Annotated in this window: 16 protein-coding genes and 1 pseudogene; 7 read left to right on the top strand and 10 right to left on the bottom strand. The window is 61.8% G+C overall.

Translation table 11 applies throughout. The annotated features are described in order from the left end of the window. The first annotated feature begins 39 nt into the window (after window positions 1–39). Window positions 40–501, top strand: a complete 462-nt coding sequence (locus tag H2LOC_RS07270; RefSeq protein ID WP_136495793.1) for a hypothetical protein — start codon at window positions 40–42, stop codon at window positions 499–501. On the opposite strand, the gene H2LOC_RS07265 is transcribed toward H2LOC_RS07270, so the two are convergent. The 3 genes from H2LOC_RS07265 to H2LOC_RS07255 are packed head-to-tail and all read right to left on the bottom strand — an operon-like array spanning window position 495 to window position 8,277. Next, entirely contained in the window at window positions 495–3,824 is a 3,330-nt protein-coding gene (locus H2LOC_RS07265) for an efflux RND transporter permease subunit (RefSeq protein ID WP_136495792.1), read from the bottom strand. The two genes, H2LOC_RS07270 and H2LOC_RS07265, sit on opposite strands and share 7 nt — an antisense overlap. Continuing rightward, a complete protein-coding gene (locus tag H2LOC_RS07260; RefSeq protein ID WP_136495791.1) occupies window positions 3,821–6,937 on the bottom strand; it encodes a multidrug efflux RND transporter permease subunit in 3,117 nt (1,038 codons plus the stop codon). Before H2LOC_RS07260 ends, H2LOC_RS07265 begins: the two co-directional genes overlap by 4 nt. 50 nt (window positions 6,938–6,987) lie before the next feature. Next, window positions 6,988–8,277, bottom strand: coding sequence for an efflux RND transporter periplasmic adaptor subunit (locus H2LOC_RS07255; protein ID WP_136495790.1), 1,290 nt, complete (start codon window positions 8,275–8,277; stop codon window positions 6,988–6,990). A gap of 242 nt (window positions 8,278–8,519) precedes the next feature. Here H2LOC_RS07255 and H2LOC_RS07250 point away from each other — a divergent pair, with 242 nt between their 5' ends. Together H2LOC_RS07250 and H2LOC_RS07245 are read left to right on the top strand one after the other, a co-directional pair. Further along, complete coding sequence (locus tag H2LOC_RS07250) at window positions 8,520–10,055, top strand: efflux transporter outer membrane subunit (protein WP_136495789.1); 1,536 nt, start codon at window positions 8,520–8,522, stop codon at window positions 10,053–10,055. An 88-nt stretch (window positions 10,056–10,143) separates the two neighbouring features. Further along, the gene (locus tag H2LOC_RS07245) at window positions 10,144–10,890 is read left to right on the top strand and encodes a bestrophin-like domain (RefSeq protein ID WP_136495788.1); all 747 of its coding nucleotides are present in this window, start codon (window positions 10,144–10,146) and stop codon (window positions 10,888–10,890) included. 45 nt (window positions 10,891–10,935) lie between these two features. On the opposite strand, the gene H2LOC_RS07240 is transcribed toward H2LOC_RS07245, so the two are convergent. Beyond that, window positions 10,936–12,540, bottom strand: coding sequence for an efflux transporter outer membrane subunit (locus tag H2LOC_RS07240; protein WP_136495787.1), 1,605 nt, complete (start codon window positions 12,538–12,540; stop codon window positions 10,936–10,938). 302 nt (window positions 12,541–12,842) lie between these two features. Here H2LOC_RS07240 and H2LOC_RS07235 point away from each other — a divergent pair, with 302 nt between their 5' ends. From H2LOC_RS07235 to H2LOC_RS07220, 4 genes are all read left to right on the top strand, one after another. After that, the gene (locus H2LOC_RS07235) at window positions 12,843–14,036 is read left to right on the top strand and encodes an efflux RND transporter periplasmic adaptor subunit (protein WP_136495786.1); all 1,194 of its coding nucleotides are present in this window, start codon (window positions 12,843–12,845) and stop codon (window positions 14,034–14,036) included. Between the two features lie 59 nt (window positions 14,037–14,095). Beyond that, entirely contained in the window at window positions 14,096–17,377 is a 3,282-nt protein-coding gene (locus H2LOC_RS07230; RefSeq protein WP_136495785.1) for an efflux RND transporter permease subunit, read from the top strand. Window positions 17,378–17,732: 355 nt separating this feature from the next. Next, window positions 17,733–18,413 (top strand): response regulator, encoded by a 681-nt coding sequence (locus H2LOC_RS21905; RefSeq protein WP_136495784.1) that lies wholly within the window; start codon window positions 17,733–17,735, stop codon window positions 18,411–18,413. A gap of 133 nt (window positions 18,414–18,546) precedes the next feature. Beyond that, window positions 18,547–20,127, top strand: coding sequence for a sensor histidine kinase (locus H2LOC_RS07220; RefSeq protein WP_136495783.1), 1,581 nt, complete (start codon window positions 18,547–18,549; stop codon window positions 20,125–20,127). Between the two features lie 55 nt (window positions 20,128–20,182). Here H2LOC_RS07220 and H2LOC_RS07215 read toward each other — a convergent pair whose 3' ends face one another. The 6 genes and pseudogenes from H2LOC_RS07215 to H2LOC_RS07190 form a co-directional block, all read right to left on the bottom strand. Next, window positions 20,183–20,521: a P-II family nitrogen regulator gene (locus tag H2LOC_RS07215; RefSeq protein WP_136495782.1), complete on the bottom strand. Its 339-nt coding sequence runs from the start codon at window positions 20,519–20,521 to the stop codon at window positions 20,183–20,185. Window positions 20,522–20,810: 289 nt separating this feature from the next. Beyond that, complete coding sequence (locus H2LOC_RS07210; RefSeq protein ID WP_136495781.1) at window positions 20,811–23,255, bottom strand: outer membrane beta-barrel protein; 2,445 nt, start codon at window positions 23,253–23,255, stop codon at window positions 20,811–20,813. 885 nt (window positions 23,256–24,140) lie between these two features. After that, window positions 24,141–25,625 (bottom strand): annotated as a pseudogene (locus H2LOC_RS07205) (cyclic peptide export ABC transporter); the annotation flags it as partial. A gap of 24 nt (window positions 25,626–25,649) precedes the next feature. Next, window positions 25,650–25,790 (bottom strand): hypothetical protein, encoded by a 141-nt coding sequence (locus H2LOC_RS07200; RefSeq protein WP_154331591.1) that lies wholly within the window; start codon window positions 25,788–25,790, stop codon window positions 25,650–25,652. A gap of 146 nt (window positions 25,791–25,936) precedes the next feature. Next, window positions 25,937–26,635, bottom strand: coding sequence for a winged helix-turn-helix domain-containing protein (locus H2LOC_RS07195; RefSeq protein WP_136495779.1), 699 nt, complete (start codon window positions 26,633–26,635; stop codon window positions 25,937–25,939). Further along, entirely contained in the window at window positions 26,632–26,892 is a 261-nt protein-coding gene (locus H2LOC_RS07190) for a hypothetical protein (RefSeq protein WP_136495778.1), read from the bottom strand. Before H2LOC_RS07190 ends, H2LOC_RS07195 begins: the two co-directional genes overlap by 4 nt. Between the last annotated feature and the right edge of the window lie 34 nt (window positions 26,893–26,926).

Genomic DNA, 26,926 nt, shown 5'->3' with positions numbered 1-26,926 from the left:
CGGCCGCTGCAAATGCGGCGCCCACCAAAGTCAGGCATTATGAGGCGCTGGTTTTTCAAACCTTTGCTTATTGGGGCGGCGGCGTCGCTGGTCTCATGCGCCGGCGCGCTTCAGCCCTTTTCGCCCGCTATGGTCGATTGCCGGGGCGGCGTCGACTGCGACCGGAAATGGAGCCGCGCCGCGAGGTGGGTGGCGATCAACGCCTTCTATCCGATCGAAACCCGGACCGATTCGCTGATCAAGACTTCGGGCCCCTGGGGAAAGAGCGCCGGCGTGGCGGCGAGCGTCATCAAGACCCCTGCGCCCGACGGGAGCGCCTGGATCGTCGCCTCTTTCGAATGCGCCGGCGTTGCCGGCTGCGCGCCGACGCCCGAGCATCTCTCGCGAACATTCGTCGCCTATGTGAGCGGGGCCTCGTCTCTGGCGGCGGACATTCCTCGGCCTGACCTCCATGCGCGGGCTCCGGCGCCGCTGGGCGATCCGCTGTTGATATTTCAATAATCCGGTCGGCCCGTTATCCGGCTCATGAAACCGCGCCAGCGCAGACCCGCCCAATTGCTGAACTGGTCGAGGTAGAGATAGATCACCGGCGTCGTATAGAGCGTGAGGGCCTGGCTGACGATGAGGCCCCCGACGATGGCGATGCCGAGCGGCCGGCGGACCTCTCCGCCATTGCCGAAGCTCAGCGCCAGAGGCGCGGCCCCGAGAATCGCCGCCATGGTCGTCATCATGATTGGCCGAAAACGCAACAGGCAGGCCTGGTAGATCGCGTCATAGGACGAAGCGCCGTGCAGTCGCCTCGCGTCGATGGCGAAGTCGATCATGAGGATGGCGTTTTTCTTCACGATCCCGATCAGGAGGATAACGCCGATGAAGGCGATGATGCTGAACTCGGTATGGAGCAGCAGCAGCGCCAGTATCGCGCCGACCCCGGCCGACGGCAAAGTGGAGAGGATGGTGATGGGATGCACGAAGCTCTCATAGAGAATGCCGAGCACGATATAGACCGCCGTGACGCCGGCGAGGATCAGATAGGGTTCCGTGCGCAGCGCCTGGGTGAAGAGTTCGGCGGTTCCCGTCAGCGAGCCTCGTAAATTCGGGGGCATATGGATTTCTGCGGCGGCGCGTTCGATCTCCGCGAGCGCGTCGCTGAGGGAAGCGCCGAGCGCCAGATTGAAGGAGATGGTGGTCGCCACGAACAGGCCCTGGTGATTGATCGACAGGGCGGTGAGACCCGGCTTGTACCGGCTGATGGCGGAAAGCGGAACCATGTTCTCCTGGTTCGTGCTGACGGCCGAACCGGTCGAGGCCACCGCGTTGCCCACCACGGCGAGCGCGTTGTTCTGGGCGTTCCGGGCGGTGGCCGTGACGCTGGCGAGCGACGCAGCGGCGGCGCTGCGGCTCGTCGAGGCGGTGGAGGGCGTTTGCGGCGGCGCCGTCGACTCGACCGCCGTTCCGACCGGAAAATTCGTCGTCGCCGTGCCCCGCGGCGGCCCGCCGGCGGTGGAGACATAAATATCCTTGAGCGAGGAGGGCCGCTGCGTGTTGCGCGGATTGGCCTCCATCACGACATGATATTGGTTGTTTGCGCTGTAGATGACCGAAACCTGCCGCTGCCCGAAGGCGTCGTAGAGCGTGTTGTCGACCTGGGAGGCGACTATGCCGAGCCGGGACGCCGTCTCCCTGTCGATCACGACGTCGGATTCGAGGGCGCTCAACTGCTGGTCGGAACTCACGTCCTTGAGCGCCTTGCCTCGGCTCAAGGCCTCGACCAGCTTGGGCGTCCAGGAATAGAGATCGGCGTCGGCGCCGAGCATTGTGTATTGATAAAGGGCGTTCGACTGCCTGGCGCCGACGCGGAAATCCTGGATGGCGCTCAGAAACACCTCTCCGCCCGGGATTTCGCTCAAGGCGGGGCGGAGCCGGGCGATCACCTCGCTGGCGCTGTCTTTGCGGTCCGAAAGCGGTTTCAGATTGACATAGACCGAGGCGGTGTTGATCGCGGCGGCGGCGCCGCCGCTGCCGGCTCCAGTGAAGCCGATCACATTGTCGACGGCCGGGTCCTTGCGCACCATGGCGATCATCTGGGACAGCTTCTTGCTCATCGCCTGGAACGAAACGCTCTGGTCGCCGCGAAGCACTCCCGTTATGCGTCCGGTGTCCTGCTCCGGAAAAAAACCCTTCGGCGCTATCCGGAAGAGCTCGAAGTTCAGGGCCACCGTCGCAGCAAGTATCGCCAGGACGAGGAGCCGGTGGCGCAGCGCCCAAAGCAGGCTGCGCTCATAGCCGCCCAGCAGACGCTCGAAAAAACCCGGCCGCTTCGGCTTTTGCGCCTCTTCGCTCGATTTGCTGCGCAAAAGCAGCGCGCAGAGCATGGGCGTCGCCGTGAGTGAGACCAGCAGCGAAATCAGAATGGCGATCGACAGCGTCAGCGCGAATTCGCGGAAGAAACGGCCGGGCACGCCGCCCATGAACAGGATGGGCGTAAACACCGCGACAAGCGAAAGGCTTATCGAAAGCACGGTGAAGCCGACTTCTCCCGCCCCGCGCAGGGCGGCCTCCCTGCGCGGCATGCCGGCTTCGAGATGGCGCGATATGTTCTCCACCACGACCACTGCGTCGTCGACGACGAAGCCCGTGGCGATGGTGAGCGCCATCAGGGACAGAATGTCCAGGGTGAAGCCGGCGAGATACATCACGCCGAAGGAGCCGACGATCGACACTGGAACCGCAATGCTCGGCACCAGCGTCGCGCGGATGTCGCGCAGGAAGAAATAGACCACCAGAACCACGAGAACGACCGCGATGGCCAGGGTGGTCTCGGTGTCTTCGAGAGAGGCGCGGATGGTGAGCGATTTGTCGCCCGCGATCTTCACGTTGATGTCGCCCGGCATCGCCGCTTCGAGCCGCGGCAGCTCGGCCTTGAGACGCTCCACCGTGTCGATGATATTGGCGCCGGGCTGCGTGAAGGGAATGACGACGACGGAGGGAGCCTCGTCGAGGTAGCCGGCGTTGCGCAGGTCTTCCACGGAATCGCGCACTTCCGCCACATCGGAGAGTCGCACGGCGTTCCCGTTGCGGTAGGCGATCACCAGCGGCGCGTAATCGGCGGCGCGGGAGGCCTGGTCGTTGTCGTAGATCTGGAAGTGGTCGTCGCCTTGTTCTATCGCGCCCTTCGGGCTGTTGGCGTTGGCCGAGGCGAGCGCGGCGCGCACGTCCTCGAAGCCGATGCCGAATTTGTTCAGGGCTTCGAGATCGAGCTCCACCCGAACCGCGGGCAGGGTGGCGCCGGCTATGATGACCTGTCCGACGCCCTCCAGCTGCGACAGGCGCTGCTGAAGAATATTGCTCGCCGCATCATACATCTGGCCGCGGGTGAGGGTCTTCGACGTCAGCGCCAGGATCATGATAGGCGCGTCGGCGGGGTTCACCTTGCGATAGGTCGGGTTGGTGCGCAGATTGGTGGGCAGATCCGCGCGCGCGGCGTTGATGCCCGCCTGGACGTCGCGCGCGGCGCCGTCGATGTCCCGGTCGAGTCCGAACTGCAAGCCGATGCGCGAGAAGCCGAGGCTGCTCGACGAAGTCATTTCGGTCACGTCGGCGATCCGTCCGAGATGACGCTCGAGAGGGCTCGCCACGCTGTTTGCGACAGTCTCGGGACTGGCGCCGGGAAGCTGCGCCAGCACGGTGACCGTGGGAATATCCACCTGCGGCACGGGCGCCACAGGCAGTTTGAAGAAGGCGAGGGCGCCCGAGAGAGCAATGCCGATCGTGAGAAGGGCGGTCGCCACCGGCCGTGCGATGAAGGGCGCGGAAATATTCATCCTGCAGCCTCTGTCGGGGTTCCCTCCGCTGCCGGGCGCCCTTTCACCCTGCGCGCCAGACGATCGAAATAAAGATAGATCACCGGCGTCGTGAACAGGGTGAGCATCTGGCTGACGACCAGCCCGCCGACGATGGCGTAACCGAGCGGGCGGCGCAGCTCCGAGCCCGCGCCTCCGCCCAGCATGAGCGGCAAGGCCCCGAGTATGGCGGCCATGGTCGTCATCAGAATGGGGCGGAATCTCAGGAGGCAGGCCTGATAGATCGCCTCGCGCGGCGGCTTGCCCTCGTTGCGTTCCGCATCGAGAGCGAAATCGATCATCATGATCGCGTTCTTCTTGACGATGCCGATGAGCAGAATGATCCCGATCACCGCGATGACGTCGAGCTCATAGCCGAAGACCAGCAAAATCAGCAGCGCGCCGACGCTGGCGGAAGGAAGGGTCGAGAGGATCGTGATCGGATGGATGTAGCTCTCATAGAGAACGCCGAGCACGATATACATTGCTGCAATGGCGGCGAGGATGAGCAGAAGCTCGTTGGAGAGCGAAGAACGAAAGGCAGACAAAGCGCCCTGATAGGCCACGATGAAACTTTGGGGGAGATTGATGTCGCGCTGCGCCTGTTCGAGCGCATTGGCTGCAGCGCCCAGCGAAGATCCCTCGGCGAGGTTGAACGAAATGGTCGTCGCAGGAAATTGGCCGTAATGCGTGATGAGCAGGGGCGCCCATCTTTGCCGCACATGTACGATCGCGGAAAGCGGCGTCTGTCCGTTGGTAGTGGAGGTGGAGGAGGGAAGATAGATCGAGTCGAGACTGTCGAGCCTGCTTTGCAGGGAAGGCGCGGCCTCCAGAATGACCCGGTACTGATTGGATTGCGTGTAGATCGTCGAAATGATGCGCTGGCCGAAGGAATCATAAAGCGCGTTGTCGATGGTGGCCGGCGTTATGCCGAAACGGGCGGCGGTGGCGCGGTCTATGGTCAGATCCACGGCGAGGCCGCGCTGCTGCATGTCGCTTGCGACGTCGGCGAGCTCGGGCGCCTTCCTCAATCTTTCCACGAGCCGCGGCACCCAGTTCTCGAATTCCTCGGTCCGCGGGTTTTCGAGCACGAATTTGTATTGGGCGCGGGTGACGCTGGCGTCTATGGTCAGATCCTGAACCGGCTGCATGAACAGCTCGATGCTGGAAATATGCGAGACCTCCTGCTTCAGCCTGCGGATGATCTGGGCGGCGGACAGCCTGCGTCGCTCGAAGGGCTTCAATGCGATGAGGAACCTGCCGGAGTTGAGCGTGGGGTTGGTTCCGTCGATCCCGATGAAGGAGCTCAGGCTTTCGACGTCGGGGTCCTTGAGGATGGCCTGCGCCAGCTCTCCCTGCAGCCTCGTCATTTGTGCGAAGGACGCCTGCTGCGGGCCTACGGAGATCGCCTGGATCATGCCGACGTCCTGGACCGGGAAGAATCCCTTTGGAATGACGATATAGAGCAGGACCGTGAGCGCCAGAGTCGCCAGCGCGACGAAGAGCGTCAGGGGTTGATGGTCGAGCACGACGTCGAGCGCGCCGGCGTATCGGTCGATCATGCCTTTCAAGACGCGGTCCGCCGCCAGATCGAACCGCCCCCTTTCGGATTCGGAGCGGTGGCGGATGAGCCTCGCGCACATCATGGGCACGAGAGTGAGGGAGACAGCAGCCGATATGATGATCGTCGCCGCGAGCGTGATCGCGAATTCGTGAAAGAGCCGTCCGACCACTTCCTTCATGAACAGCAGCGGAATCAGCACCGCGATGAGGGAGATCGTGAGGGAGATGATCGTGAAGCCGATCTGTCCCGCGCCTTCGAGCGCCGCGGGCATCGGTTCCGCGCCCCCTTCCACGTAACGCGCGATGTTTTCGATCATCACTATGGCGTCGTCGACGACGAATCCGGTCGAGATCGTCAACGCCATGAGCGAAAGATTGTCCAGGCTGAAGTGAAGCAGATACATCACGCCGAGACAGCCTATCAGCGACAGGGGCGCCGAAAGGCTGGGGATCAGGGTCGCCGCGAAGGTGCGCAGAAACACGAAAATGACCAGGACGACCAAAAGAATGGCGAGTACCAGCTCGAATCCGACGTCTTCGACGGAAGCCCGAATGGTCGTGGTCCGGTCGCTGATGACGTCGAGGTCCACTGCGGCCGGAAGACCGGATCGAAGCTGCGGCAGCAGCGTTTTTATCGAGTCGACGACCTGGATCACATTGGCGCCCGGCTGGCGCCGGATGTTGAGGATGATCGCCGGAGTGGCGTTCGCCCAGGCGGCGAGCTTCACGTTTTCCGGTCCCTCAACCACCGTGGCGACGTCCGACAGCTTGACCGGATTTCCGTTGCGATAGGCCACAAGGAGGTTGCGGAACTGTTCCGCGCCGGTGAGCTGGTCGTTGGCGTTGATGGTCGAGGCCTGTTCCGGGCCGTCAAAATTTCCTTTGGGTATATTGACGTTGGAGCTGTTGAGGACGGTCCTCATGTCGTCGATGCTCAGCCCATAGGCGGCAAGGGCGGCAGGATTGAGCTGAACGCGGACCGCAGGCCTGTTGCCGCCGCTCACCGTCACCTGACCGACGCCGGGCTGCTGCGATATTCTCTGCGCGATCCGGGTCTCGCACAGATCCTCGATTTCCAGCAGGGACAGGGTCTTGGAGGTGACCGCGAGCGTGAGGACCGGCGCATCCGCAGGATTGACCTTCGAATAGACCGGCGGCGTCGGCAGGTCCGCCGGCAGGAGATTATTGGCCGCGTTTATCGCCGCCTGAACTTCCTGTTCGGCGATGTCGAGCGGAAGGTCGAGGGTGAATTGCAGCGTGATGATCGAGGCGCCCGCGGAGCTCGCCGATATCATCTGATTGAGCCCGGGTTGCTGGCCGAGCTGGACTTCGAGGGGAGCCGTGACCGAAGAGGTCATGACCTCCGGGCTTGCGCCGGGATAGAAGGTCTGGACCTGGATCGTGGGATAGTCGACCTCGGGCAGGGTCGCGAGCGGCAGCAAACCGAACGAAACGAGTCCTGAAAGCAAAATTGCGACCATCAACAGCGTGGTTGCGACCGGTCGCTTGATGAAAGGCTCCGATACGTTCATCCGCTCTCGTCTCTAGGATGGCGCGCGTTCGCACAGCGGCGCGAGCCGGGTCATCTGGCCTTCGCCTTCGGCTGGCGCTGTTCTTCTCCGCGGGATTGTCCAGCGCCGGGAACGGCGGCCTCGGGAATCTTGACAGGCGATCCATCCCTCAGCCGGTCGGCGCCGTCGACGACGACGCGGTCTCCGACCGAGAGGCCGGAGGCCGCCTGCACCAAATCTCCTTCTGTCGGTCCGAGGGAAAGAACATGCACTCTCGCCTTGTTGTCGGCGTCGACGACATAGGCGTAGGCCCCCGGAGCGCCGCGTTGAACGGCGGCGGTCGGAATGACGACGACGTCGTGCAGCGTCCTCGTCAGCAGATGGGCGTTGACGAACTGGTTTGGAAACAATTTGTTGTTGCGATTGTCGAAACGCGCGCGCAGCTTGACCATTCCGGTGGTCGTGTCGATTTCATTGTCGGCGGTCAGCAGCTCGCCCTCGGCGAGCTTATTGATATTGGCGCGATCGTATATCTCGACCTTCATGGGAACGCCGGCGTCGACCTGCGGCATGATCTCGGGGAGATCATCCTCGGGCACGGGAAAAATCACGGTGATCGGCTGCAATTGCGTGAGGACCGCGATGGAGGCGTTGGTTCCGCCCACCTGCACATAGTTGCCGGGGTCGACCAGCCTGAGACCGACGCGCGCATCTACCGGCGAGACGATATGGCAGTAAATGAGATTGAGCTTCTGGGCGTCGATCAGCGCGCGGTCGGTTTTCACCGAGCCTTCATATTGCTTCACGAGATAGACCTGGTCTTCCTCGGTCTGTCGGGCGATCGAATTTTGTTTGAGCAGGGTCTGATAGCGCGCGAGGTCGATCCTGGCCTGATCGAGAAGCCCCTGATCGCGCAGCAATTGTCCCTCATATTGCGCTTGCAGAACCTCATAGGGGCGCGGATCGATCTGAGCGAGGAAGTCGCCCTTCTTCACCAATTGTCCCTCGCGGAAACCCACTTCGGTCAGCACGCCGTTTATCTGCGTGACGACGTTGACGGTCGCGATGGGCGTGACGGAGCCGAGCCCGCTCACGAAGACCTTTATCTCGCCGATGCGTGCGGTTGCGATTTTCACGGGCTGGACGGGTCCGCCGCCGCCTTTGGTCGAACTCGTGGGTAGGATGACGTCGCGCAACAGCAGCCAGGCGAGCGCCCCGACAAGGAGCGCGGCGACGACGCCGAGCAAAGCGCGGGAGTTCTTTCCCTGAAAAGGGATATGTTCCAGAAGGGATTTCAGGCGACCGGGAGAGTCGCTCCGCGACGAATCGGCCTCTGGGTCATGCCGGGGTTCAAAGGTCATGTTTTCCGTCTGGGCGTCTTCGATCGCGGGCGGCAGAATGAACGCAAGCGACTGATCTTCGCAAGCGGAAATGGGGCCTGGACAAACGGTTTTTCGTCGCCTTTGCAATCGACCGGCGCTTGGGCTAATTCTTTATGCGGAGATTTGAGCCCGAATGCTGCAAATCGCAGTGGCCGGCGCGGAAGGGCCTTCGGCAGTCCAGCCAATGTGCGGCCGGGTTCCAATCATGAAAGGGCGCGCGCGTGAATCTGCCGCGGCGGGCTTTACTGTTCGCGCTCGCAGCAGGCGTCGCGTCATGCACCGTCGGGCCTGATTATGTCCCGGCGAGCGCGCCTGTTCCCGATAATTTCAAGGAGCTGAAAGGCAAGACGCTCAAGGGGTGGAAGCTGGCCGCTCCCTATGATTGCGTGGATTCCGGTCCGTGGTGGACAGTATACCGGGACCCCTTGCTCGATTCCCTCGAGCGTCAGGTCGAAATTTCAAACCAGACGGTCGCGGCCGCCGCTGCGGCCTATGAGCAGGCGAGAACGCTCATTCGCGAGGCGCAGGCGGCGTTGTTTCCCACCGTCACGGCCGGCTACAGCGTCGTGCGCCAGTACACGGGCCAGAAGCTCTATGGTAATTCCGGGACGGCGACGCCGACTTCCACTGGAGTGTCGACGTCGCCCGGCGGCGTGGTGACGACCTCCTATACGACGCAGGCCAGCCTGACATGGGACCTCGACGTGTGGGGAAAGATCCGCCGCCAGATCGAGAGCAATGTCGCCGGCGCGCAGGTCGGCGCCGCGGACCTCGCCAACGCCAGACTGACCGCGCAGGCGCAGTTGGCGCTGGCCTATTTCGAGCTGCGCGCCGCTTACACTTTGAAGAATCTGCTGGAGAAAACTTCCGAAGAGTTCAGGAAGACCCTCGCGATAACAAAGAACCAATACAGGGCGGGAACCGTGTCGGAGGCGGATGTCGTCGCCGCCGAAACCCAGCTTCTAAGCACGGAATCGGCCGCGATAAACACCGGCGTGATCATCTCGCAGCTACAGCACGCCATTGCGGTGCTGATCGGCCGGCCGCCCAGCGAGGTTGCGCTGGATCGCATGTTCCTCGTCGGCGACATACCGGCCTTTCCCGTGTCCGTCCCCTCCAAACTGCTGGAGCGCCGGCCCGACATCGCCGGAGCGGAGAGGCTGATGCAGCAGCAGAACGCGCTGATCGGCGTCGCCGTCGCCGCCTATTATCCCGATATCACTCTCTCCGCGTCCCTCGGCTACAGGGGCTTCACGCCGCTGCCGATCGACCCCGCCCATGAATTCTGGACGCTCGGGGCGACTGCGCTCGAAACCGTCTTCGACGGCGGGATGCGGTCGGCGCAGGTCGACTCGGCCCAGGCGAGCTACTGGCAGAGCGTCGCAAATTATCGCCAGACCGTTCTCACCGCCTTCCAGCAGGTGGAAGACGAGCTTGCGGCGATCCGCGTGCTCAGCGCGCAGCTGAGAGTCCAGAACAAGGCGGTCGTGGAGGCGCGCAAGGCGGTCGTCGTCTATCTCAATCAATATCGCGCGGGAACGGTGGCCTTTACGAGCGTCGTCGTGGCTGAAGCGGCGCTGCTCTCGGCGGAGCAGGCGGCGCTGCAAACACGCGAGAGCCTTTTCCTCGCCAGCATCAGCCTGATCCAGGCGCTCGGCGGCGGCTGGGACCGGACCCAGCTTCCCACAGCCCGCGAGGCGGCGACCGGGGTTTCGATGTTCCCGCAACTGGAGCCGTCAAGCGAACCGCCTCATTGAACATGGGCTTGTCACCAAGGTTGCGCCGTGGAAGATAGCCTCCGGGCGACGCAGCTATAGCTTGGTCCCGACCCAAAAAGGGCGGCTGATGATTCCCTTCACTGTGTTCATGGTCGTTTTTGTTGCGGCCTTTTGCGCCGGCATGTTCGGGATGTGGCTCAACGGGCGTTTGCCCGACGCCCATCTCGATTTCGACAGCAAGGAAGTCATAAAGCTGGTGATGGGTTTGATCGGCTCCATGGCCGCCCTGGTCCTGGGCCTGCTGGTCGCCTCCGCCAACAGCAATTACAACGCCCAGAGCAGCGAGTTGCAGGCGCTTTCCGCCAATGTCGTCCTGCTCGACCGAATCCTGCTTTCCTATGGACCCGAAGCGCAGGGCGCTCGCCAGGAGCTGCGCACCGCCATTGCGGCGGCGCGCGACCGCATCTGGTCCCCCGACGGCCTGAAAGCGCCCAACCTTGACGCCGCAGGCAAGCTCGCCCGGCGCATGCAGGCGCTCGATCCGAAAACCGACGCCGCTCGCTCTGCACAAACCCGGGCGATTCAACTCACCGACTCGATAATGCAGACGCGGCTGCTGATGTTCCAGCAGCAAGAGGGCGCCGGCCTTCCGTCGTTGTTCCTGAATGCGCTCGTGTTCTGGATATGCGCTTTGTTCTTCGGCTTTGGGCTGCTGACGAGATACAATGTCACCGTCGCCGCGTCGCTCGTCGTCGGCGCGTTCTCGGTCGCCGCCGCGATATTTCTCATCATGGAGCTGAACCAGCCCTATCAGGGCTTTCTGCAGCTCTCCGACGCGCCCTTGCGAGAGGCGCTGGCCCAGGTCGAAGGATAATTTTCGTCCTGCGCGGGCGCGCCGCGCGAAAGTTCCACGGCGGGATCAATCCCAGAAGCTCGGGAACCAGCTCGAATTGACCGGGCCGTCGATCTTGTCGACCTCTTGCGGCGCGGGCGATCCCCATCCGGAGAACGGGTTCTCACGCGGGGCGTCGGGCGAGAGGCGTTTGAGGTTCTCGTCCTTCCAGCCGCCGCCGAGCGCCATGAACAGGGCCACGACGTCGGCCAGCCGCGAGCCCTCCGCCTGCACGCGAGCGACCGAGGCCTGGAGGTAGGTCTGCTCGGCGTTGAGCAGGGCCAGCACATTGACCGAGCCGAAATCGAGCTGCTTGCGGATGATGTCCAGGCTCTTTCTGGCGGTGGTCTCGGCGTAGACGGCGGCCTTGACCGCCTTGGCGTCCGCCTGCAGCGCGCGCAGCGCGTCGGCCACGTTCTGGAAGCCGGTGATCACCGCCTGGCGATAATTGGCCTCGGCCTGCACCAACCCGGCTTCCGCCGCCTTCTGCTTGTTGAGCAGCGCGAAGCCGTCGAACAGAGGCTGGGTCGCTCCCGCAGCGAGGGTGTAGAAACCCGTGCCGGGCGTGAAGAGCTGGGCGTAGCTGTATGCGGAAAAGCCGTTCTGGGTGCTGAGGGTGACGTTGGGCAGGCGCGCGGCTATCGCCACGCCGATCTGGGCGCTGGCGGAATGCATGGCCGCTTCGGCGGCGCGCACGTCCGGACGCTGGCGCACGAAGGACGAGGGCAGGGTGAGAGGCAGGTCGCGGGGCAGGGAGACCGCGTTCATCGTGAAGGTCTCAGGCGCCTGCGCCGTGGAATATCGGCCCGCCAGCGCGGTCAGCAGGTCGCGCTGCTGTGCGAGCTGCTTTTCCAGCGGCGGCAGCAGCTGCATGACCTGCGCGAGCTGGGCCTCCTGGGTGAGCACGTCGGACTGGGCCACCGAGCCGATCGCATATTGCCGGCGCAGGAGCCCGAGCAAATGCTCCTCGATGTTGATGACATGCCTCGTCGCCGCGATCTGGCCGCGCAGGGAGGCTTCGGTCACCGCCGCGGTGGCGACGTTGCTGGTCAGGGAGAGATAGGTCGCCTCGAGCTGGTAGCGTTGCTGGTCGGTCTGAGCTTCCAGCGATTCGACCGCACGCCGGTTCTGGCCCCAGATGTCGGGCGTGTAGGAAACCGAGACCTGGCGCAGGAACAGGCCATAGGGGTTGGTGAAGGCGTTGGGCGTCACCGTGTTCTGCACGCCCGACTGGAGATTGTTCGTGTCGCTCCAGTTCAGAAGCGCGCTGGGCAGAAACCCGCCTTTTTGCGCCTCCGCCGCGAAATAGGCGGTTTTTATCGACGCCTCCGCCGCCTGAAGCGACGGATTGTGTTCGATCGTCGCCTCGACGAGCCTGTTGAGGTTTTTATTGTGGAAAACTTCCCACCAGCGCTTCGGGATTTCATCCTTTACGACCAGGGGCCGTCCGCCGACCGAGGACAGGTTTTCCGGGGTGAAGCGGCTGACGTCGGGCGCCGGCGGCGAGACGAAGTCCGGCCCCACCGCACAGCCGCTCAATCCCGCCGCGGCGAGAGCCGCGGCCGAAACCGCGGCGCGGGCCGTAATCTTGCGGGTGGGGCGATCAAACGGCTTTTCTTTGGGAAGTTGCATCACCGATCGGAGTTCCTGCACTTTATTCGGACGTCCATCGAGCGACTCGGCGCGAATTTCCTGAATATGCCGGCCCGTATAAAGCCACGGAAGTTGTTTGGATAGGCTAGCCGGCAACCTTCGACGGACGCAGCGTGGACATTCCAGTCGTCATCCGGATACTGCAATCGAGCGCTTTGTCGGGTCTACTGTCAGATTTGACAGTGGACCGGAACATGAAGCGCCGGTCATACATCCGGCAAGAAGCGGACGTGCGAGCGCGCGCATCCAGAAAAGCCCCCTTCATCCTGCAGGGCCGTTAGATGAATCGAGACAAGAAAACACTGGCGCTTTACGGCGCATTTGTGGTCCTGGCGCTGTTTGCATTCTACAAGGGTTATTCGTTGCTGCGGGGAGAAAAGCCCGAGCAGGCCCAAAAGGCGGCGGCCGAAGCGAGTGCGCCGGGCGAGCTGGCGGTCGATCTCAACGAGAAGCAGGTCGCCGCGATCAAATCGGGCGAGGCCGGCTCCAAATCCTTCGCCATCGAACGCAAGGCGGTTGGCAATATCGATTTCAACCAGAATATGCTGACCCAGGTGTTCACCCCCTATCAGGGCCGAATCATCAACGCCTATCCCAATGTCGGCGACAAGGTGGAGAAGGACCAGGTTCTCTTCACCATAGACAGCCCCGACCTTCTCACCGCCGAGTCGACCTTGATCGCCGCAGCCGGGGTTCTGAAGCTGCAGAACGCGACGCTCTCCCGCGCCCAGAAGATGAAATCCTTCGGCGGCGCCTCCCAGCAGGCGGTCGACCAATCGACTTCAGATCAGCAGACCGCCGAGGGCGCTCTCAAATCGGCGCGCGACGCAGTGCGCATTTTTGGCAAGACCGACGCCGAGATCGACAAAATCATCCAGGAGCGCAAGGCGGATCCCCGCCTGATCGTGAAAAGCCCGATGACCGGTTATGTCACTTCGCGCAATGCGGCCCCGGGGCTCTTCGTTCAGCCGGGCGTGGCGCCGGCCCCCTTCATCGTGGCCGATCTCTCCACCATGTGGATGCTGGCCAATATTCCCGAGAGCGATACGCCGGATCTGCGCGTCGGGCAGGAGGTCAGGGCGCGCGTCGCGGCTTACCCGGACCGCGAATTCAAAGGCAAGATCTCGGTTATGGGCGCTTCGGTGGATCCCAATACGCGGCGGGTCTTCGTGCGGTCGGAAGTCGAGGACCCGGACCATTCGCTCCGCGCCGGCATGTTCGCCAATTTCGTTATCGGCATCGGGGATTCGAAGGAGGGCGTCGCGGTTCCGACGACCGCGGTGGTGCGCGAAGGCGATGGCTCGATGACGATCTGGATCGTCAAAAGCGAGCGCCATTTCGTCCGCAGGACCGTGACACTCGGGCATCAGCAGGACGGCTTCTATGAAATAGTCGAAGGGCTGCAGCCAGGCGAGAAGATCGTCACCGAAGGGGCGATCTTCCTGAGCAACATTCTCGCCGGCGGCGCGGATTAGAGCGGGCTTCGGGGCGAGCGTTCCGTAAATCGTAGAACTCACACGGTCGGGGATAAGAATTGCTGAAGTCGATTCTCGAATTCGGTCTGACGCGCCGCGCGATCGTCGTTCTCGGCGTGATCGTCTTCACGGTGTCGGGTCTGTTCGCCTTCACCAAGCTCAATATCGAAGCCTATCCCAACCCCGCGCCGGTGATCCTGGAGATCACGGCGCAGGCGCCGGGGCTTTCGGCCGAGGAGATGGAGAAATACTACACCATCCCCATGGAGGTTGCGCTCTATCCGGTTCCCGGCGTGGTCAATGTGCGTTCCACCTCCTTTTACGGGCTGAGCTTCGTCCGCGTCACATTCAAATACGGCGTCGACTATTACTTCGCCTATCAGCAGGCGGCGATCGCGCTGCAGCAGAATGTCACGCTGCCGGGCAACCAATCGCCCCAGATTCAGCAATCGAGCCTGACCGGAGAGATCTTCCGCTATCAAGTCAAAGGCCCGCCGAATTTCGGCCTGACCAATCTGCGCACCATCCAGGACTGGATCGTCACGCGGCGCCTGCTGACGATACCGGGCGTCGTGCAGATCAATTCCTGGGGCGGCACCACCAAGCAGTTCAATGTCGACGTCGATCTGCAGAAGGCGGAGGCCTATAATGTCACCGTGGCGCAGATCGTCACGGCGCTCGGCAACGCCAATGTGAACGTCGGCGGCCGCGAGATACAGGTCGGCCAGCAATCCGTGAACATCCGCGGCGTCGGATTGATCGACGACGGCGGCGCCGACGACCTCACCAAGGGCGTCCGCGTCGACGATATCGAGAATATCGTCCTCTCGCAGACCAACGGCGTGCCTGTGCAGATCAAGGACGTCGCCAATGTTTACGTCGGCTTCGTGCCGCGCCTCGGCATCGCCGGCCGCGACCACGAGGACGACGTGGCGGCGGCGATCCTGCTGATGGGCCGCAGCCAGCACACCAACGACGTGCTTCCGAAAGTCGAGGAGGAAGTCAAAAAAATCAACCAGGACGGGACTTTGCCGCCGGGCGTGAAGGTTGAGTCCTATTACGATCGCGGTTCGCTGGTGGAGGTCACCACGCACACCGTGTTACACAACCTCTTCTTCGGCTGCGCCCTGGTCTTCCTGATACAGTGGATATTCCTCGGCGACCTGCGAAGCGCGATGATCGTCGGCGTCAATATTCCCTTCGCGCTGTTCTTCGCCATCATCATTCTCGTGATGCAGGGCGAGGACGCCAACCTGCTCTCCGTGGGCGCGGTCGACTTTGGCATCATCGTCGACTCCGCGGTTATCCTGGTCGAGAACATATTCCGAAACTTCCAGGCTTCCGGGGACGCGCGCAACCGGCTGCTGCAGCATTTGACCGAGGGCTTCTGGGGGCCGGACCCCACCAGCGCCATGGGGAGCCACGGCAGCGTGTTGCGCTGGACCAACCGGCTGCGCCTGATTTTCATCAGCGCGCTGCAGGTGGACAAGGCGGTCTTCTTCACGGCGACGATCACAGTCACCGCCTTCCTGCCGCTCTTCACCATGACCGGCGTCGAAGGCCAGATCTTCGGACCCATGGCGCGCACTTACGCCTACGCCCTGTTCGGCGCCTTGCTTGCGACCTTCACCGTGACGCCGGTGCTGGCTTCGCTGGTGCTGCCCAAACATGTCGAGGAGGTGGAGACCTGGGTGGTTCGCCAGTTGCGCGAGCGCTATACGCCGGCGCTGCGCTGGGCGCTGGGCAATGTCAAGGTCGCCATCGGAGCGGGATTGGCTTTCCTGCTCGTCAGCGGCGTCGTCGCGACGAGACTCGGCAGCGAGTTTCTGCCTGCGCTCGAAGAGGGCAATTTCTGGATCAGGGCGCAAATGCCGCCGACGATCTCGCTGGACGACGGCACCGAGGCCACGCGCAAGATGCGGGAAATTCTCCTGCGCCATCCCGAGGTCGTGACTGTCGTTTCGCAGCATGGCAGACCGGATAACGGCTCCGACGCCTCGCCCTTCTCCAATGTCGAACTGTTCGTGCCGCTCAAGCCTTTCGACCAGTGGCCGAGCGGGCTCGACAAGGAGAAGCTCACCGAAATCCTCCAGAAGGAGTTCTCGGACGAACTGCCGGGCATCGGCTTCAACTTCTCACAATATATCCAGGACAACGTCGAGGAGGCGCTGTCGGGCGTCAAAGGCGCCAACTCCATAAAGATCGTAGGCCCCAACCTCACCAAGCTCGAGGAAATCGCCGAACAGACGATGGCCGAGGTGAAACAGGTCCGCGGAGTGGAAGACCTCGGCATCTTCCATGTGATGGGTCAGCCCAATCTCAACATCAAGGTGGATCGCGCGGCGGCGGCGCGCTATGGCTTGAATGTCGGCGACGTCAATGCGCTGGTGCAGGCGGCCGTGGGCGGCTCCGTGGCGACCAATGTGCTGGAGGCCGATCGTCAGTTCGGCGTGCAGGTGCGCCTCGCCCAGCAATACCGCCGGTCGATCGACGCCATCAAGAACATCAAGGTCGGCTATTCCACCCCATCGGGAGCCAACGCCTACATTCCGCTCAAGCAGCTGGCGACGATCTCGTTCGACACCGGGGCTTCCTTCATCTATCGCGACCGCAGCCAGCGCTACGTGCCGATCAAATTCAGCATTCGCGGGCGCGACCTCGGCAGCACCGTGGCCGAGGCGCAGGAGCGCGTGCAGAAGGCGATCAAGCTGCCGACCGGTTATCAGATCCTTTGGGCCGGCGAGTTCGAGAACCTTCAGCAGGCCAAGAAGCGCCTGATGATCGTGGTGCCTGTGACCTTCCTCGCCATTCTGCTGCTGCTCTACTCGCTCTTCAACACGCTGCGCGACAGCCTCGTCGCGATCGCGGGCATTCCCTTCGCCATCGGCGGCGGCATCATCGCCCTATATGTGAACGGCCTCGATTTCTCGGTTTCCGCGGCCATCGGCTTCATCTCGCTGTTCGGCGTCGCGGTGATGGACGGCATTCTCAACATCACCTATTTCCGCGAGCTGACGATCCAGGGCATGCCTTTCAAGGAAGCGATCTTCCACGGTTCGGAGCAGAGAATGCGGCCGATGCTGATGACCGCGCTTTCCGCGGGCGTCGGCTTGTTCCCGGCCGCCATTTCCCATGGAATCGGCTCCCAGGTTCAAAGACCGCTCGCCACCGTCGTCGTCGGAGGAATGCTGATCGGCCCGATCATGCTCCTCGTGGTGGCCCCGGCGCTGCGCTCGGTGTTCCTGAAAGGGTACGTCCATTCCAGCGGCGTATCCGAGTCCGAAGACGCGGATGACGACGCCCACGGCGGCGGGTCTCACGGGATAGGGTCCGGGGCCTGACCAGGGGGCGCCGCCCTGCCTGCGGTTTGGCGTCAGCCCGGCAATATGCTGGTCAGGAAACATATATGAACATTACAGACTGCCGGGCTTTCATATCGCCCGGCAGTATCTGTTTTGTTCCGGCTTCCCGGTCGATGCCGCGGGATGCCGGGCTTTTTGCCTGCAGGGAGGCGGCCCGGCTCGCAGGGGAATCGAGTTGACAGATGCCTGTTCTGTCAGCAAAAGTTATTGATATGGAATTAATAGGATAGGGAAATCAGCGAATTAGGAATGGCGTTTTTATGTGGCGCCCGTTTAGTTCGACGATGCGAAGAGGCGCCGCATCAATGCCGCCTCCCAAGTATACGGGCATCGAATGGTTAAAGCCTCTCTATCCGTGGCGACCGAAAAGCCTGCGTCTGGCGCGTCGCCGCATCCCAAGCCCCGCCTCGTCGCCTTAAACCCGGCGACCGTCCTTTGCCTGGAGGATGACCGCGATATGGCGGCGCTGATCGGCGAGGAGCTCGAAAGCCGCGGCTTTCGGGTCCTGCTGGCGCATGACGGCCAGCAGGGCCTGTCGCTGCTGCTGAAGGCCAAGCCCGACGTCATTCTGTCGGACATCAACCTGCCGTCCATGAGCGGGCTGGAGGTATTGGAGGCGCTGAACGAGCATGCGCCCCGCTTCGCCCGGGTTCCCTTTATTTTCCTCACCGCGCTCAACGGTCGTGAGGACGAGCTCAAGGGGCGGCGCCTCGGCGCTGACGACTACATCGCCAAACCGGTCGATTTCGACGTTCTTCACGCCATTATCGACGCCCGGCTCAAAGGCGTCGCCCGGCTGAACGTCTGGAAGTCCCAATGCGATCTGAACGACAGGGAGATCGAGGCGCTGATGTGGGCCGCGCGCGGAAAGACCACCGAGGACATCGGCGCGATCATGTCGATCACCGAGCGCACGGTGCATTTCCACCTCAACAACGCCCGCGACAAGCTTGGCGTCGCCACCCGCATCCAGGCCGCGGTGAAAGCCACGGTCGCAGGCTTCATCGAGCCCTGAAAGCCGCGGCGGGCTCGCCTCTTTCCTGGACGGGAGCTGAAGCATAGAATTTGAAAAAAAACGGGGGCGAGACGCTTCCGGCCCCCGCGCCGACCTGGAGCAGGGTCGATCGGCAGGCGACTGGGGGACGGATGTGAGCGGATTTAAAACGATCGGGTCCCGGCTCACCGCTTCTTTTTTGGCGCTGCTCTGCATTCTTATCGGCTTTGGCCTCTTCGGCCTGGCGCGGCTCGAGGGTTTCAACGAGGAATCGATCGAAATACGTGAGCGTTGGCTCAAGACGACGCGTTATATCGGCGATCTGAGCAATTACACCTCCGATTTCAGGGCGCTCGAAGGGGCCTTTCTCCTTTCTCCGCCGAACGCGGACGCGGCGGGGCTCAAGCAGGAGCGCGATCGGCTCGACGAGGATATCGCGCGTTCGGAAAGGAACTTCGAAGCCATCGCCCACGACGGTCCGGAGATCGCGGAATATACGCGCTTCAAACGGAGCTGGGGCGACTACCGCGCGGAGTTCGACCGCGCGCTCAATCTGCTGGCGGCGCAGGACTCGGCAGGCGCGAGAGCCATATATCTCGCTGCGTCCCGCAAGACTTTCGCGCAGGCGAGCGAGCAGCTGGAGCAACTCAGCGAACGCAACAATCTGCGCGCGCAAGAAGCGGGAGATCGCGCGGGCGCCGCGATACTCGAGGCCTGGCAATTCATCCGGGGCGCCATCATCTTCAGCTGCCTCACCGGTCTTGCCCTGCTGCTTTACATCACCCGCAAGGTGAGCCTGCCGCTGCGAGATCTTTCGCGTGTCATGCGGCGGCTGGCCGGGGGCGAGATGGACATCGAAATCTCAGGGGGCGAGCGAGCCGACGAACTCGGCGACATGGCCCGATCGGTGAGCGTTTTCCGGGCCAATGCAGTCGAGCTTCGGCTAGGGCAGCGCGGGCTCGCCTCGCAGGCCTCGATGCTGGAGGAAAAGCTCGCCCACGAGCGCATGCTCAGCGGGCAGCAGCGCAACTTCATCTCCATGGCGTCGCATGAGTTTCGCACGCCCATGGCCCTGATCGACGGGCACGCGCAAAGACTGATCAACGCCAAGGACTCTTCGCCGGACGACGTCGTGGCCCGCGCCCGCAAGATCAGGGTCGCCGTCAAACGCATGAGCGTCATGATCGACAGGCTGCTCAGCTCCTGCCGGCTGGTGGACATGAATCCCGAACTCTATTTCCATCCCCAGGAGTTCGACATGCGGGCGCTTTTGCACGAGGTCTGCAAGCTTCATCGCGAAATCTCGCCCAACGCCGTAATCTGCGAGGAGCTCGGTTATGAACCGATGCGGATCGACGGCGACAGGAACCTTCTCTATCAGGTCTTCAGCAACCTCATCGGCAATGCGGTGAAATATTCTCCCGGGGGCGGATGGGTCGGGGTCAGCGCCTCACTGACCGGAGACGTCCTGTCGGCGTCGGTGGAGGACAAAGGCATCGGCATCCCGAAGAAGGATCAGGAGCGCCTGTTCGAGCGCTACCATCGCGGCTCCAACGTCGGCGGCATCGTCGGGGCTGGAATAGGCCTGTTTCTGGCGAAGCTCGTCGCCGAACTGCATGGGGGAAGCATCGACGTCGAAAGCGAGGAAAATCAGGGGACTCGCTTCACCATATCGTTGCCGCGCGTCGTGACTGCGAATCAAAGCGCGATCGACCCCGAGGCCGACGCAGCGTGATCCATCGGTCCGGCGCATGGCGTGCAAAAGCCGGTCGGCTTACGCCATGAAGCGCTCAGACCGCTTCCTTGTCGCGTTCCCGCGTTCGGATGCGAACGACCTGATCCATCGTAAAGACAAAAATCTTGCCGTCGCCATGGGCGCCGGTGTGTGCGACGGAGAGAATCGCCTCGATGGCGATTTCCACCGACTCGCTCGGCACGACCACTTCCAGTTTGAGTTTTGGAATGAAATTGGCCGTGTATTCGGCGCCCCGGTAGATGTCCGTGTGGCCCCTCTGGCGTCCGTATCCGCGGACCTCGGTGACGGTCAAACCCGCGACTCCGGCCTTCAGAAGGGCGTCCTTGATTTCGATGAGCTTGAAAGGGCGGATGATGGCGACGACGCACTTCATTATCGTTCCCCTCGGCTGGAACAGGTCTAATCTGGCGACGCTGAATCCCTAGGGTAATTCTGGACAATAGTGATAACGTAAACAACTAAAAAAACCGTTCCCGCGCCGTCATAATTCTAGGCTGCGGCAAACACGCCGAATTGATTTGCGGGATTCTGCTTTAGAACTCTCCAAATGTAATCTTCGCATCATTTATTCTGAATAAGAAACGGCGGCATATCTCTATGCCGCCGCGTCTGCAGCCTTTCAGCCCGCGTCTGCGATCAGGCCGAGCCTGAGCCTGTCCGGCCTAGTAGTGCCAGATCAGATCCGCAGAGAAGATCGTGGCGTGGCTCTGCGTGCCGTTCGAGAAGGCCGGCGTCTTCAGCGAGTTGTAGAAAGCCACCTCGGGACGGATCGTGATGGTCGGGGTCAGCCAGTGCTGCCAGCCCATCGCGTAGTTGAAGTAGCTCGTCTTGTAACCCGTGCGCTGGCCGGTGATGTCGTTGAAATATTCGGCGCGCCAGGAAATGTTGTCCTGCGGCGAGAACTTCCAGTTCAGGTAGCTGAGGATCGACCATTCACGCGAAGTGCAGGTCGGGTTCAGGCTGCTAACGCACTGCGCGGGATTCGGGCCGTTGGTGAGGTTGAAGAACATATACGGCGAGGCGCCATAGAAGGGCGAGGCGGCGTTCGGCGTGTTGAGTTCGTGCATGTGCCAGAACTCGAAGGTGATGTGCCAGTCCTCGTTGAACTTGTGGTAGGCCGTCGTCGTGAACTGCTGGAGGTTGTTGTAGCCGAAGGTTCCGTTGTTGATCGAGTTGGCGCAGGAATAGATCGCGTTATAGGCGTCGTCCGACTGATAACGGATACATCCCGTGAAGCTCGGCTTCACGCCGGGGTCGTTCTGGCCCCAATAGGCAGATTGGCCCGCCATGAAGATGCCGCCCGGAACCGTCTGCCACACGCCTGGCAGCAGGCTGTAAGGCGCGCCGGCGGGAAGCGCGTTGTAGTGGACGTTGCGCGCATTCCACAGCATCGAGTCGGTGCCGATGGTAATGCCCGCTTGCACCATCCAGTTCTTCGTCACCTGCAAGGTGCCGATGAGGCCGGTGTTGGTGTAGTTGTCGTAGCCGTAGGTCATCGAGTGCGAATACATATAGTTGTTGGGCGCCAGCTGCGCTTCCGTATCCGGAACCGAAATGTAGCGTCCGAGGCGCAGCAACAGGCCTTCCATGATTTTCGGTATGTACAATTCGCCGTAGATCATCGGGGCGTCATAGCCGGCGAAGAGGTTCCATTTCTGCAGCTGCTTGGAGAAGAAGCCGTCCGCCGTGGTGTAGCGATAGGTTTCGCCATAGAGCGGCGAGAGGCGGAAGCCCCAGTCGATGTGATCCTGCTGAACCGTATCGGGCAGACGCTCGATGATCGTCACGATCTGGTCGAGTTGCAGCACATTGGGCTGATAGGAGTAAGCGGCGGGGAAGTTGCCGCCCGTGATCTGGCCCGGCAGCGTATGCGTGTTGGAGATGTTGAAGCCAGGATTGACCCAGCCGTAGATCTGGATGTGATTGTCGTTCAGCCACTGGCCGACCGCGGTAGGGGCCAGAGCCTTCATGAGCGGGCTGTCGACCGAATTGGGCACGGTCGCGCCGATCGCATTCGCGCCGCCGAAAGGCCATTCCGTGAAGGGGTAGGGTCCGGTGGTGACTGGCGCCGGCGGGAAATAGGCGCGCCGGCTGGGCGGGGCGGACGGGTCGTCCGCCGGCGTTCCGAGACCCCATTCGTCCTTATAGGCGTGATAGAGGCGGCCGATGAAGCTCGGGTCCGGCGGGGGCGGCGGCTCGGCGGCGGCTTTGGGAGCGGTCGGGCCTTTGGGAGCCGCCTCGGCGAGGACCGGAGCTTCCGGAGCGCCGATGTGATAGTTGATGCCGAGGCGGATGTTGTCCTCGGTCTCGCGGACCTTGTAGGTCAGGCCGAAAATGCCTCCCGGCGCCAGGCTGTTCGGGCCGATACCGACCTGCTGGTTGCCGGTCGAAGTGACGGTCGCGGAGCCGAAGTCGTTGTGGCGATATTCGAGATTGGCGGACCACTGGTCGGTGAAGGCGTATTCCACGCCGCCGCCGACGGTCCAGCCGAAGCGCTCGATGTTGTTGATGTCGTTGTTCGGGATCATGGTCGTATAGCCGAACGACGTGAAGGCCGTCGGCTGACCCCAGAAATTGTGCTGGACCGAGTTCCCGCCGTTCACCACGCCGCCCAAAGCATAGTAGAGGGCGCGGTCGTCGGCGTAGCCGGCTTTGCCGACCACCGAAACGCGCCAATTGTCCTGCATGCTGGTCTGGAACGGCGCATAGCCGCCCGGCATCGCGAAATTGAGCGAACCGCCGTAGACGGTCTTGGCCGTATGGTTGGTGGCGTAATCGACGTCGGCTTCGGCGCCGAGAACGAAATGGCCGAACTGCTTCAGATAGCCGACATGCGCGCCGGTCTGGAGGCCGCGCGGGGAATAGCTCTGCTGGAAGCCGCCGGGACCCGTGAGGTTCGGGACGAAGCCCGCCGGATAAGGATCGAAGCCGGTCTCATTGACGGTGCTGAAGCCGTAGCCGACCATCGCGCCGACATAAACGCCGTCCCACGAGAACATCAGCGGCGGCGCGACCGGCGGCGCCTTGGTTTTCGGCAGGTCGGCCGCCAATGCGACGCTCGGCAGCGCCACCAGCAACGCGGCCCAGGATATTGCCCCTCTAGGCATGAAAACTCCCCTTGATTCAGTCGCGAAGCGCTAGGTTCGCCAACGTGACAAGGGTGCGCGGGCTCGGGCGCTCGTTCCATTATGTTTTTTTGAGGACGGAGCCGCTCCGCGTAACAGGCGAAATTCATTCGCTTGGGACGCGCTGATGAATGTTTGGGCCATTTGTACGTTTTCAGCCCAACAGGGCATAAAACGTACAATTCAGGACTCGCGCGCGGAGCTTGCGCCCTTCAGGCGGGCGCTGCGAGCATTTAAGTAAGGTGCTGACATAAAGCCACATTTTGTCGAAGCAACAGCCCCTTTGGCGCTTCTTGCGACAAAGATCTAAATGTAAATAAATCGTTACGGCATAACCTGCAGAATAACGGCTTCGACAGGCTGAACTATACGGTCCGAGAGCCGCCTAAGGATTCCATATCGCTGTGACATTAGAGCCACAATGCTCTCACAACTAATCTAATAACAGATAGATATGAGTAGCTCTGGAAGTTTCTGCGGTTGCCTGCCGGCGCCCTTTCCACAAGCGCGGCAGAGAGCGCCGAACCCGTGTATTTATAGTCATTTATATTTTCATTATGGACTATTCGCCGCGATGCGGATCAGAACCACATTAAGTCGAGGATTTCGCCGATAAATTCGGCGCCGGGCCGCCAAAGGTACCCGGTCGCGCGGCAGTTGTGGGCGTTATGCTCGTTGATCTGCCGAAATGCCGCCGCGTGCGAGACGGGGTGACCAAGCGCGAACCGAACCAGAACCCGATCAGGGTTCGGCGCCGTTATTGGCTTGGCTGGTTAAACAGAATGACGGAGCCATTCTGGAAGGAAGCCCCCAAATTTCCGATCGATTTCAGTGATGATGGCGCAGTTTCAGGCGATAGCGCCGCATCTATGCAGACGTGGCGGCCGCGGCTTCGACGATCTTTCCGTCCTTGATCTTTAGAATTCTGTCGGCGGCGTCGAAATAGCGATCGTCATGCGAGACGACGATCAGCGTTTTTCCCTTTCGTTTCATTTCCGGCAGAATCTCGCGATAGAAAATGCGCCGGAACGTAGGGTCCTGTTCCGCGGCCCATTCGTCGAGAACGACGACCGGGCGTTTTTCGAGATAGGTTACGATCAACGCCAGCCGTTTGCGCTGGCCGGCCGAGAGGTCGAGAGTCGAAAACGCGCCGTCGTGAAAGGATGTCTTATGCGCGATGTCGAGACGCGTAAGATGCGCGCGAACTTCGTCTTCATCCGTTTCCTCCACTCCCGTCAGCCGCGCGAACAGGTGGAAGTCGAAAAAGATCGCCGAGAAATACTGGCGATAGTGGTCGCGGTTGGAGTCGTCAATGCAGACGCCGTTGAGAAAGATCTGGCCGTCGGGTGACGGATATATTCCCAGCAGCACTTTGATCAGCGTCGTCTTGCCGCTGCCGTTTTCTCCGACGATGAAAATCGTCTCGCCCGCATTCACGCGAAGATCGATCGGGCCGAGAACGAAGGGCGCGACTTCCTCCTTGACCGGAAAGGCGAAGCGCAGACCGCGACATTCGAGGCTCTCGAATGCGCCGAGTGTGCGCGAATCGCTTTGCGACCCGAGCAGACCCTCTTCGGATTGGCGCAGCCTCTGCGACAATTCGGCGACGTTCTTGAAGGAGATCAGCGACTGATCGAAGGTCGGCAAGCTCAACACGATCTGTCCCACAGGTCCTTTGAGATACATCAGGATCAGGATGAATTGGGCGAGCTCGCTCTTGTCGAGCCAAGCAGACAGCCCGATCAGCGCGCCTGCCATGATGAAGAAGGATGCCGAATCCAGTGCGACGCTCAGTACAGAGCCGACGGAGGAACTGTTCGTGGCAGCCCGAATGCGCTCGATGTCGGTCGCGATTTGATCATAAAAGAACCGATAACGCAGGCGCCGGTTGAGCCGGAGCTCCTTCGCTCCGTCGATCAGGGCCTGATAGGACTTCTGAATGTTGTCGACGGACTGGCGCTCTTCCATGTAGCGGGCGTAAGCCAATCGCGACGCCGCGCGAATGCCCAGATAATTCGCGACACCGACCAGAGCCACAGCGCAAAACATCGGCCAGGACAGATAAGCCATATAGATGGCGCAGGCCGCCGCTTCGCATGATGCGACGATGAGATAGGCCAGGCCGCGGATGAATCCGCTGATCCGACCGACATCCGCAGTCAATGCGGCGATGAGACGATGCCTTTCCGTCTGCTCGAGCTGATCGATCGGGGCAAGAATGATCTTGCGCACGAGATCCCTTCGTATATCGGCGACGATGTCCTGGCCGACAAGGCTTTGCCCGACTCCGGCGCCAAATTCGCCGAGGAACATGACGATAAGCAGCCCTGCGAATGCGAGCATCACCTCGAGAGTGGCCGGCTCGGACGTGTGTAGCTAGTTGTCGACGATCGAGAGGAGCTTCACGGCCGCGAAACTATCGACAAAGCCCAGCGCGGTCGCGAAGGCCGCCAGTTTCCAGTATGGCCGCAGCATGCGCCACGCATAGCCGATGAGTTCGCGAGAGTCGGGTTTCATGATGTGATCGTCAAATATAAGTGAAGCGCAACCGTGAAAAGGACTAAGTTTCAAGCGCAACTATGCCGCGATTCGCAGGCTTTGGTAAGGCTCGATGCGGCGTGGCGAGCAAAAACAGTGCGGTTGGCGATTTACGGAGTCACGTATCATTCCGAATGAACAGGTCCGCTGGGAATCAGCCGATAGCCCACGCCCCGTTCCGTGACGAGCAATTTGGGTTGGGCGGGATCGTCCTCGATCTTGGCGCGCAGTCGTCCGATGAACACGCGCAAATATTGGACGCTGTCGGGATTGGCCGGTCCCCACACCAGCTCGATCAATTGCCGCTGCGTGACGACCCGTCCATTGGCGCTTGCGAGAATATGCAGGACCTCGAATTCCTTTGAGGTGAATCTGAGATGCTGGCCTTTCAGGGTCACGGTCCTCGTCGCTGCGTCGATGACGAGGGATCCGACCTGATAAACCAGCGAAACGGGTTCGAAACTGACCCGTTCTCTCAGGGCGGCGCGGGCCCGGGCCATGAGCTCCCCGAACTTGATCGGCTTGCACACAAAATCTCTTGCGCCGAGATCCAGCGTCGCGATTTTCTCCGCCTCGAAATCGCGCGAGGAAACAGCGATGATCGCAACGGGCGAATGCTTCCGCAATACGCGGATGACTTCCTTTCCGTCGATGTCGGGGAGGTTGATGTCCAGAACCACGAGTTCGGGCTGCCATGAAACGGCAAGCACGATGGCCTCGCCGCCCGAGCCGGTTTGCGAAATTTCATATCCCTCGGCGACGAATGCGTTTTTCAACACCTTCACCGACGCTTCATCGGGGTCCACGATCAGAACTTTTTTCATTGCTGCGCGGGCGTTGTCATCAATACTTCGGTCGCCCCGAGAACTTCCCGGAGGGGTTCGCCGTCGCGTCTTTGCAAGACGATGTCCTGCTGACGCGAACGAGGAATGCGCTCAGACTTCTTTGTCGGCGCGAATACTGATCGCTCGAACGATTCCATCCGCGGAACGCGCGCGAGACGATATAAGCTTGCATATTGTGGAGCATAAACAAACGAGTTTTTCAGCGTGACTTCAGGCCGCAGACGGGCGAACGGCATGGCGTCGCTTCTCCTCGCCGCAAGAAAAAGGGGG

The organism is Methylocystis heyeri (assembly GCF_004802635.2).
Lineage (GTDB): Bacteria > Pseudomonadota > Alphaproteobacteria > Rhizobiales > Beijerinckiaceae > Methylocystis > Methylocystis heyeri.
Note: the sequence above shows the minus strand (reverse complement) of the source record. Positions and strands in the feature narration are given on the sequence as shown.

Bases quoted from the DNA above. Each gene is read 5' to 3' on its own strand.
- H2LOC_RS07210 (WP_136495781.1), bottom strand. From the start codon at position 23,255: ATGCCTAGAGGGGCAATATCCTGGGCCGCGTTGCTGGTGGCGCTGCCG.
- H2LOC_RS07270 (WP_136495793.1), top strand. From the start codon at position 40: ATGAGGCGCTGGTTTTTCAAACCTTTGCTTATTGGGGCGGCGGCGTCG.
- H2LOC_RS07255 (WP_136495790.1), bottom strand. From the start codon at position 8,277: ATGACCTTTGAACCCCGGCATGACCCAGAGGCCGATTCGTCGCGGAGC.
- H2LOC_RS07190 (WP_136495778.1), bottom strand. From the start codon at position 26,892: ATGCCGTTCGCCCGTCTGCGGCCTGAAGTCACGCTGAAAAACTCGTTT.
- H2LOC_RS07240 (WP_136495787.1), bottom strand. From the start codon at position 12,540: ATGCAACTTCCCAAAGAAAAGCCGTTTGATCGCCCCACCCGCAAGATT.
- H2LOC_RS07265 (WP_136495792.1), bottom strand. From the start codon at position 3,824: ATGAATATTTCCGCGCCCTTCATCGCACGGCCGGTGGCGACCGCCCTT.
- H2LOC_RS07215 (WP_136495782.1), bottom strand. From the start codon at position 20,521: ATGAAGTGCGTCGTCGCCATCATCCGCCCTTTCAAGCTCATCGAAATC.
- H2LOC_RS07260 (WP_136495791.1), bottom strand. From the start codon at position 6,937: ATGAACGTATCGGAGCCTTTCATCAAGCGACCGGTCGCAACCACGCTG.
- H2LOC_RS07195 (WP_136495779.1), bottom strand. From the start codon at position 26,635: ATGAAAAAAGTTCTGATCGTGGACCCCGATGAAGCGTCGGTGAAGGTG.
- H2LOC_RS21905 (WP_136495784.1), top strand. From the start codon at position 17,733: ATGGTTAAAGCCTCTCTATCCGTGGCGACCGAAAAGCCTGCGTCTGGC.
- H2LOC_RS07245 (WP_136495788.1), top strand. From the start codon at position 10,144: ATGATTCCCTTCACTGTGTTCATGGTCGTTTTTGTTGCGGCCTTTTGC.
- H2LOC_RS07200 (WP_154331591.1), bottom strand. From the start codon at position 25,790: ATGAAACCCGACTCTCGCGAACTCATCGGCTATGCGTGGCGCATGCTG.
- H2LOC_RS07235 (WP_136495786.1), top strand. From the start codon at position 12,843: ATGAATCGAGACAAGAAAACACTGGCGCTTTACGGCGCATTTGTGGTC.